The sequence below is a fragment of the Brucella tritici genome, assembly GCF_902825325.1.
Taxonomy (GTDB): Bacteria; Pseudomonadota; Alphaproteobacteria; order Rhizobiales; family Rhizobiaceae; genus Brucella.
Genome location: NZ_CADEAR010000006.1, coordinates 300,939 through 308,273, shown reverse-complemented (window position 1 = coordinate 308,273; position 7,335 = coordinate 300,939). Strand labels below are relative to the sequence as shown.

The following is a 7,335-nucleotide window of genomic DNA, read 5'->3' as shown; positions in this document are numbered from 1 at the left end:
AGAGAAGCTCCGCTTCGCTATCCGTGAAGGCGGCCGCACCGTCGGTGCAGGCATCGTCTCCTCGATCATCGAGTAATGAAGGTTTGTGCAGGAACGCTCGCTCTGGAGCGAGCGTTTCCGCGTAACAAGGAACAGATGAAATGAACGGTCAAAACATCCGCATTCGCCTTAAGGCGTTTGATCATCGGATCCTTGACGCTTCGACGCGGGAGATCGTGTCGACTGCCAAGCGTACCGGTGCAAATGTGCGCGGACCGATCCCGCTTCCTACGCGGATCGAAAAGTTCACAGTTAACCGGTCGCCGCACATCGACAAGAAGAGCCGCGAGCAGTTCGAGATGCGCACGCACAAGCGTCTTCTCGATATCGTTGACCCGACCCCGCAGACGGTGGACGCGCTGATGAAGCTCGATCTGTCCGCCGGTGTCGATGTCGAGATCAAGCTTTAATCGGCTTGAGGACGGAAGGAACGAACCCGATGCGTTCAGGTGTTATTGCACAGAAGCTGGGCATGACCCGCGTCTATAACGACGCCGGCGAGCATGTGCCGGTGACGGTTCTCCGCATGGAGAATTGCCACGTGGTAGCTCAGCGTACAGTTGAAAAGAACGGTTACACGGCTGTTCAGCTTGGCGTTGGACTTGCCAAGGTAAAGAACACGTCCAAGGCTATGCGCGGTCATTTCGCGAAGGCCGAGGTCGAGCCTAAGGCGAAGGTCGCGGAATTCCGCGTTTCGCCGGACAACCTCCTCGAAGTCGGCGCTGAAATCACCGCCGAACACTTCGTCGCCGGCCAGAAGGTCGACGTGACGGGTACTTCGATTGGTAAGGGCTTTGCTGGTGTTATGAAGCGTCATAACTTTGCCGGTCATCGCGCTTCCCATGGTAACTCCATTACCCACCGCGCTCACGGCTCGACCGGTCAGCGTCAGGATCCGGGTAAGGTGTTCAAGGGCAAGAAGATGGCTGGTCACATGGGCCAGACCCGCGTAACCACGCAGAATATTGAAGTTGTCTCGACGGACAGCGATCGCGGCCTCATTCTGGTTCGCGGCGCGGTTCCGGGCTCCAAGGGTGCCTGGATCATCGTGCGCGACGCGGTAAAGGTCTCGCTGCCTGAGAACGCGCCGAAGCCGGCCGCTCTGCGTGCAGGTGCCGCGAAGGCTGAAGCTGTCGCGACTGAGGGAGCCGAATAATGGATCTCACGATTACCACTCTTGAAGGCAAGGATGCCGGCAAGGTCAAGCTGAACGAAGAAATCTTCGGCCTCGACCCGCGTGACGACATTCTTCAGCGCGTTGTGCGCTGGCAGCTGGCTCGCCGCCAGCAGGGCTCCCATAAGGCTCAGGGCCGTGGCGACGTAAGCCGCACCGGTGCCAAGATGTACAAGCAGAAGGGTACGGGCCGCGCTCGTCACCATTCAGCTCGCGCTCCGCAGTTCCGCGGCGGTGGTCAGGCTCACGGACCGGTTGTCCGTTCGCACGATCACGATCTGCCGAAGAAGGTTCGCGCTCTTGGCCTGCGTCATGCCCTGTCTGCAAAGGCAAAGGCATCAGACCTGATCATCATCGATGATCTGGCTGCAACGGAAGCCAAGACGAAGCAGCTTGTTTCGCAGTTCGCCAAGCTCGGTCTTGAAAATGCACTCCTCATCGGCGGTGCAGAGATCGACGTGAACTTCCAGCGCGCGGCTTCGAACATCCCGAACATCGACGTTCTGCCGGTGCAGGGGATCAATGTTTACGACATTCTTCGCCGCGGCAAGCTCGTTCTTTCCAAGGCAGCTGTCGAAGCCCTTGAGGAGCGTTTCAAATGACTGATCTTCGCCATTACGACGTGATCGTCAGCCCGGTTATCACCGAGAAGTCCACCATGGTTTCCGAACACAACCAGGTTGTCTTCAACGTAGCCCGCAAGGCAACGAAGCCGGAAATCAAGGCTGCAGTCGAAGCGCTGTTCGGCGTCAAGGTTACCGCAGTCAACACTGCAGTGCGCAAGGGTAAGGTTAAGCGGTTCCGCGGCCTTATCGGGCGCCAGAGCGACGTCAAGAAAGCGATCGTTACTTTGGCTGAAGGCCAAAGCATCGACGTTTCGACCGGTCTCTGAGAGGCCATGGAGTAAGAGACAATGGCACTCAAGCATTTTAATCCGATCACGCCAGGCCAGCGTCAGCTGGTCATCGTGGACCGTTCGGAACTCTACAAGGGCAAGCCGGTCAAGTCCCTGACCGAAGGTCTGTCCAAGAAGGGTGGCCGCAACAACACCGGTCGTATCACTGTTCGCTTTCAGGGCGGTGGTCACAAGCGTACGTACCGTTTCATTGATTTCAAGCGTCGCAAGCTTGACGTTGTTGGCACTGTCGAACGCCTGGAATACGATCCGAACCGTACCGCGTTCATTGCGCTGATCCGTTACGAAGACGGTGAACTGGCCTACATCCTGGCTCCGCAGCGTCTTGCTGTTGGCGACAAGGTTGTTGCAGGCAACTCCGTCGACGTGAAGCCGGGCAACGCAATGCCGCTCGCTTCGATGCCGGTCGGCACGATCGTTCACAACGTCGAGCTGAAGCCGGGCAAGGGCGGTCAGATCGCTCGTTCGGCTGGCACCTATGCTCAGCTGGTCGGTCGCGATCAGGGTATGGCTATTCTGCGCCTCAACTCTGGTGAACAGCGTCTGGTTCCAGGTGCCTGCTTCGCTTCGGTCGGCGCAGTGTCCAACCCGGATCACGGCAATATCAACGACGGCAAGGCCGGTCGTTCGGTATGGCGTGGCAAGCGCCCGCACGTTCGCGGCGTTGCAATGAACCCGGTCGATCACCCGCATGGTGGTGGTGAAGGTCGTACCTCGGGTGGTCGTCACCCTGTTACTCCGTGGGGCAAGCCTACGAAGGGCAAGAAGACGCGCTCGAACAAGGCGACCGACAAGTTCATCATGCGTTCGCGCCATCAGCGCAAGAAGTAAGAGAGGTAGTCTGAAGTGGCTCGTTCAGTTTGGAAAGGTCCGTTTGTCGACGGCTATCTTCTCAAGAAGGCTGAGAAGGTACGCGAAGGCGGTCGTAATGAAGTTATCAAGATGTGGAGCCGCCGCTCCACCATCCTGCCGCAGTTTGTCGGTCTGACTTTCGGCGTCTACAACGGCAACAAGCATGTGCCGGTGTCGGTTTCGGAAGAAATGGTCGGACACAAGTTCGGTGAATTTGCACCGACCCGTACCTACTACGGTCACGGTGCGGACAAGAAGTCGAAGAGGAAGTAACGATGGGCAAGGCTAAAGCTCCCCGTCAGCTCAAGGACAACGAGGCTCAGGCTGTTGCCCGTACGCTGCGTGTCAGCCCGCAGAAGCTGAACCTTGTTGCGAGCATGATTCGCGGCAAGAAGGTGAATGCGGCTCTTGCCGATCTGACGTTCTCGCGCAAGCGGATCGCCGATACGGTTAAGAAGACGCTCCAGTCCGCAATTGCGAACGCTGAAAACAACCATGATCTCGACGTCGATTCTCTGATCGTCGCCGAAGCTTATGTTGGCAAGTCGATCGTCATGAAGCGCTTCCACGTCCGTGGTCGTGGCCGTGCAAGCCGCATCGAGAAGCCGTTTTCGCATCTCACCATTGTTGTCCGCGAAGTCGCGGAAAAAGGGGAGGCCGCATAATGGGTCAGAAGATTAATCCGATCGGTCTTCGTCTCGGCATCAACCGCACCTGGGATTCGCGTTGGTACGCGAATACCGGTGAGTACGGCAAGCTGCTGCATGAAGATGTCAAGATCCGCGAGTTCCTCACCGAAGAACTCAAGCAGGCTGCGATCTCCAAGATCGTGATTGAGCGTCCGCACAAGAAGTGCCGCGTGACGATCCACTCGGCTCGTCCGGGCATCATCATCGGCAAGAAGGGTGCAGACATCGAAAAGCTCCGCAAGAAGCTTTCCGAGATGACCAACGCCGATACGTCGCTCAACATCGTTGAAGTTCGCAAGCCGGAAATCGACGCTACGCTGATCGCTCAGTCGATCGCTCAGCAGCTCGAACGCCGTGTGGCATTCCGTCGCGCCATGAAGCGTGCCGTTCAGTCGGCAATGCGTCTTGGAGCCGAAGGTATCCGTATCAACTGCTCGGGACGTCTGGGTGGCGCGGAAATCGCTCGCATGGAATGGTACCGTGAAGGTCGCGTTCCGCTTCACACGCTGCGCGCCGATATCGACTACGGCACGGCAGAAGCGAAGACCGCTTATGGTATCTGCGGCGTGAAGGTCTGGGTCTTCAAGGGCGAAATCCTTGAACATGATCCGATGGCTTCCGAGCGTCGTGCGGTCGAGGGTGACAATCAGGGTTCCTCGTCGAACCGCCGCCGCGAAAACGCTTAAAAAGCGGGCCGCGGGCGAGAAATTTGGAGTAGAGAACAATGATGCAGCCTAAGCGCACCAAGTTCCGCAAGCAGTTCAAGGGCCGTATTCACGGCAACTCGAAAGGCGGCACGGATCTGAATTTCGGTGCATTCGGTTTGAAGGCCGTTGAGCCGGAACGCGTCACTGCACGTCAGATCGAAGCGGCCCGCCGCGCGATCACCCGTCACATGAAGCGTGCCGGTCGCGTGTGGATCCGCATCTTCCCTGACCTGCCGGTAACTTCGAAACCTACTGAAGTCCGTATGGGTAAAGGTAAGGGTTCGGTTGACTACTGGGCATGCCGTGTGGCACCAGGTCGCGTGATGTTTGAGCTTGACGGCGTACCCGAAGATGTGGCACGCGAAGCCCTCAGACTCGGCGCAGCAAAGTTGCCGATCAAGACGCGCTTTATCCAGCGCATTGCTGAATAAGGAGAGGCAACTATGAAAGCCGCAGACGTTCGGGCGAAGAGCCTCGATCAACTGAATGACGAGCTGGGCACCCTGAAGAAAGAGCAGTTCAATCTGCGCTTTCAGAAGGCAACCGGCCAGCTCGAAAAAACCGCGCGCGTGAAGCAGGTTCGCCGCGACATCGCGCGTATTAAGACTATTGCCCGCCAGAAGGCGGCCGCAAGCAAGGCATAAGGAAAAATATAATGCCTAAACGCGTTCTGCAGGGCGTTGTCGTCAGCGACAAGAATGACAAGACTGTTGTGGTCAAGGTTGAGCGCCGCTATTCGCATCCGCTCCTCCAGAAGACCGTGCGTCAGTCTAAGAAGTACAAGGCGCATGACGAAAACAACCAGTTCAAGGTTGGTGATCTCGTTTCCATCCAGGAATCGGCTCCAATCTCGAAGGACAAACGCTGGGTCGTTCTGACGAACGAAGCAGCAGGCTAAATTATAAACACGCAGCTTAGGTAGGGCAGGAGCCCTTAACCAGCTGAGAGGAAAGAAGGCGGCCAGTCATGATTCAGATGCAAACAAACCTCGACGTGGCGGATAACTCCGGCGCACGTCGTGTCATGTGCATCAAGGTGCTGGGCGGCTCGAAGCGGCGTTACGCTTCCGTTGGTGACATCATTGTGGTGTCGATCAAGGAAGCTATTCCGCGCGGCCGCGTCAAAAAGGGTGACGTGATGAAGGCGGTTGTTGTACGCACCGCCAAGGACATCCGTCGTCCGGACGGCAGCGTTATTCGTTTCGATAACAATGCAGCCGTTCTCATCGATAACAAGAAAGAGCCGATCGGCACGCGTATCTTCGGACCGGTTCCGCGCGAACTCCGCGCAAAGAACCACATGAAGATCATCTCGCTGGCCCCGGAAGTTCTGTAAGGAAGCAAGACGATGCAGAAGATTCGCAAAGGCGACAGCGTTGTCGTGCTGTCCGGTAAGGACAAGGGCCGTAAAGGCGAAGTTCTCAAGGTTATGCCAAAGGACGAGCAGGCGCTCGTTCGCGGTATCAACATTGTGAAGCGTCATCAGCGTCAGACCCAGACCCAGGAAGCCGGCATTATCTCCAAGGAAGCGCCGATTCACCTGTCCAACCTGGCAATTGCTGATCCGAAGGACGGTAAGCCGACCCGCGTCGGTTTCCGCGTCGAGGACGGCAAGAAGGTTCGTGTCGCAAAACGTTCTGGAGCGCTGATCGATGGCTGAAGCTAAGGCACTTCCCCGCTTCAAGAAGCTTTACAACGAGAACATTCGTAAGGCTCTGCTTGAAGAATTCAAATACGACAACGAGATGCAGATTCCGCGCATCACCAAGGTTGTCCTCAACATGGGCGTTGGCGAAGCCACTGGCGACTCCAAGAAGCCGGCGATTGCCGCTGAAGACCTTGGCTTGATCGCCGGTCAAAAGGCTGTTATCACCCGCGCCCGTAACTCGATCGCAACGTTCAAGTTGCGTGAAGGCATGCCGATCGGCACGAAGGTTACCCTTCGCCAGGATCGCATGTACGAATTCCTTGATCGTTTTATCACGATCGCTCTTCCTCGCGTTCGCGACTTCCGCGGCCTGAACCCGAAGAGCTTTGACGGACGTGGCAACTATGCCATGGGCATCAAGGAGCACATCGTGTTTCCGGAAATCAACTACGACAAGGTTGATCAGATCTGGGGCATGGACATCATCGTTTGCACGACCGCCAAGACGGATGATGAAGCGCGCGCTCTTCTGCGTGCATTCAACTTCCCCTTCCGGCAGTAACGGCAAGCGTAGCGAGGTATATTAATATGGCCAAGACTAGCGCAGTCGAAAAAAACAAGCGCCGCGAAAAGTTGGTTAAGCGTCACGCTGACAAGCGTGCACGTCTGAAGGCGATCGTAATGGATCAGGGCCTTCCGCTGGAGGAGCGCTTCCGCGCCACTATCCGGCTTGCCGAACTGCCGCGCAATTCATCGAAGGTTCGTATTCGCAATCGTTGCGAAGTTTCGGGCCGTCCGCGTGGTTATTACCGTAAACTGAAGATGTCGCGTATTGCGCTCCGTCAGTTGGGTTCGCTCGGTCAGATCCCGGGCATCGTCAAGTCGAGCTGGTAAGGAGTAGCATATGTCTGTGTCAGATCCTCTCGGCGATATGCTGACCCGTATCCGCAACGCAGTAGGCCGCAAGAAGACCAAGGTTACGACCCCGGCTTCCAAGCTGCGCGCCCGCGTTCTCGATGTTCTTCAGTCTGAAGGTTACATCCGCGGTTACTCGCAGAGCGAGTTCGTGAACGGCAAGGCCGAGATCGAAATCGAACTGAAGTACTATGAAGGTGTTCCGGTTATCCGTGAGATCAGCCGCGTATCGAAGCCTGGCCGTCGCGTTTACGTGTCGGTCAAGTCGATCCCGCAGGTCGCAAACGGCCTCGGCATCTCGATCCTCTCTACGCCGAAAGGCGTTATGGCGGATCATGAAGCCCGTGAACAAAACGTTGGTGGTGAGCTGCTCTGCCGCATCTTCTGATGCGGTTG

The 7,335-nt window shown here is 57.0% G+C and carries 16 protein-coding genes and 1 pseudogene; all 17 read left to right on the top strand.

The features are described from left to right. Nucleotides 1-76 (top strand): annotated as a pseudogene (locus HWX93_RS11490) (elongation factor Tu); the annotation flags it as partial. Nucleotides 77-140: 64 nt separating this feature from the next. Next, nucleotides 141-449, top strand: a complete 309-nt coding sequence (rpsJ, locus tag HWX93_RS11485; protein ID WP_002964363.1) for a 30S ribosomal protein S10 — start codon at nucleotides 141-143, stop codon at nucleotides 447-449. 29 nt (nucleotides 450-478) lie between these two features. Next, nucleotides 479-1,195, top strand: coding sequence for a 50S ribosomal protein L3 (gene rplC / locus HWX93_RS11480; protein WP_012091910.1), 717 nt, complete (start codon nucleotides 479-481; stop codon nucleotides 1,193-1,195). Beyond that, nucleotides 1,195-1,815, top strand: a complete 621-nt coding sequence (gene rplD / locus HWX93_RS11475; protein WP_109987721.1) for a 50S ribosomal protein L4 — start codon at nucleotides 1,195-1,197, stop codon at nucleotides 1,813-1,815. Before rplC ends, rplD begins: the two co-directional genes overlap by 1 nt. Then, nucleotides 1,812-2,105, top strand: a complete 294-nt coding sequence (locus tag HWX93_RS11470; protein ID WP_006467028.1) for a 50S ribosomal protein L23 — start codon at nucleotides 1,812-1,814, stop codon at nucleotides 2,103-2,105. The genes rplD and HWX93_RS11470 overlap by 4 nt, the downstream gene beginning before the upstream one ends. A gap of 21 nt (nucleotides 2,106-2,126) precedes the next feature. After that, nucleotides 2,127-2,960, top strand: a complete 834-nt coding sequence (rplB, locus tag HWX93_RS11465) for a 50S ribosomal protein L2 (protein WP_109987722.1) — start codon at nucleotides 2,127-2,129, stop codon at nucleotides 2,958-2,960. 15 nt (nucleotides 2,961-2,975) lie between these two features. Continuing rightward, nucleotides 2,976-3,254 carry a 30S ribosomal protein S19 gene (rpsS, locus tag HWX93_RS11460; RefSeq protein WP_006467026.1) on the top strand — a complete coding sequence of 93 codons (279 nt, stop codon included), beginning with the start codon at nucleotides 2,976-2,978 and terminating at the stop codon, nucleotides 3,252-3,254. Nucleotides 3,255-3,256: 2 nt separating this feature from the next. Further along, nucleotides 3,257-3,646, top strand: a complete 390-nt coding sequence (gene rplV, locus HWX93_RS11455) for a 50S ribosomal protein L22 (RefSeq protein WP_010659918.1) — start codon at nucleotides 3,257-3,259, stop codon at nucleotides 3,644-3,646. Then, nucleotides 3,646-4,356: a 30S ribosomal protein S3 gene (rpsC, locus tag HWX93_RS11450; RefSeq protein ID WP_006467024.1), complete on the top strand. Its 711-nt coding sequence runs from the start codon at nucleotides 3,646-3,648 to the stop codon at nucleotides 4,354-4,356. Before rplV ends, rpsC begins: the two co-directional genes overlap by 1 nt. A gap of 38 nt (nucleotides 4,357-4,394) precedes the next feature. After that, nucleotides 4,395-4,808: a 50S ribosomal protein L16 gene (rplP, locus tag HWX93_RS11445; protein WP_006467023.1), complete on the top strand. Its 414-nt coding sequence runs from the start codon at nucleotides 4,395-4,397 to the stop codon at nucleotides 4,806-4,808. A 12-nt stretch (nucleotides 4,809-4,820) separates the two neighbouring features. Continuing rightward, the gene (rpmC, locus tag HWX93_RS11440) at nucleotides 4,821-5,021 is read left to right on the top strand and encodes a 50S ribosomal protein L29 (RefSeq protein WP_006467022.1); all 201 of its coding nucleotides are present in this window, start codon (nucleotides 4,821-4,823) and stop codon (nucleotides 5,019-5,021) included. 11 nt (nucleotides 5,022-5,032) lie between these two features. Next, the gene (gene rpsQ / locus HWX93_RS11435; protein WP_010659919.1) at nucleotides 5,033-5,275 is read left to right on the top strand and encodes a 30S ribosomal protein S17; all 243 of its coding nucleotides are present in this window, start codon (nucleotides 5,033-5,035) and stop codon (nucleotides 5,273-5,275) included. A gap of 68 nt (nucleotides 5,276-5,343) precedes the next feature. Beyond that, nucleotides 5,344-5,712 (top strand): 50S ribosomal protein L14, encoded by a 369-nt coding sequence (gene rplN / locus HWX93_RS11430; RefSeq protein WP_004683923.1) that lies wholly within the window; start codon nucleotides 5,344-5,346, stop codon nucleotides 5,710-5,712. A gap of 12 nt (nucleotides 5,713-5,724) precedes the next feature. After that, nucleotides 5,725-6,036 (top strand): 50S ribosomal protein L24, encoded by a 312-nt coding sequence (rplX, locus tag HWX93_RS11425; protein ID WP_006467020.1) that lies wholly within the window; start codon nucleotides 5,725-5,727, stop codon nucleotides 6,034-6,036. Then, nucleotides 6,029-6,586, top strand: a complete 558-nt coding sequence (gene rplE, locus HWX93_RS11420; RefSeq protein WP_109987723.1) for a 50S ribosomal protein L5 — start codon at nucleotides 6,029-6,031, stop codon at nucleotides 6,584-6,586. The genes rplX and rplE overlap by 8 nt, the downstream gene beginning before the upstream one ends. 26 nt (nucleotides 6,587-6,612) lie before the next feature. Further along, nucleotides 6,613-6,918, top strand: coding sequence for a 30S ribosomal protein S14 (gene rpsN / locus HWX93_RS11415; protein WP_010659922.1), 306 nt, complete (start codon nucleotides 6,613-6,615; stop codon nucleotides 6,916-6,918). A 10-nt stretch (nucleotides 6,919-6,928) separates the two neighbouring features. Continuing rightward, nucleotides 6,929-7,327, top strand: coding sequence for a 30S ribosomal protein S8 (rpsH, locus tag HWX93_RS11410; RefSeq protein WP_078340781.1), 399 nt, complete (start codon nucleotides 6,929-6,931; stop codon nucleotides 7,325-7,327). The last annotated feature ends 8 nt before the right edge of the window (nucleotides 7,328-7,335 follow it).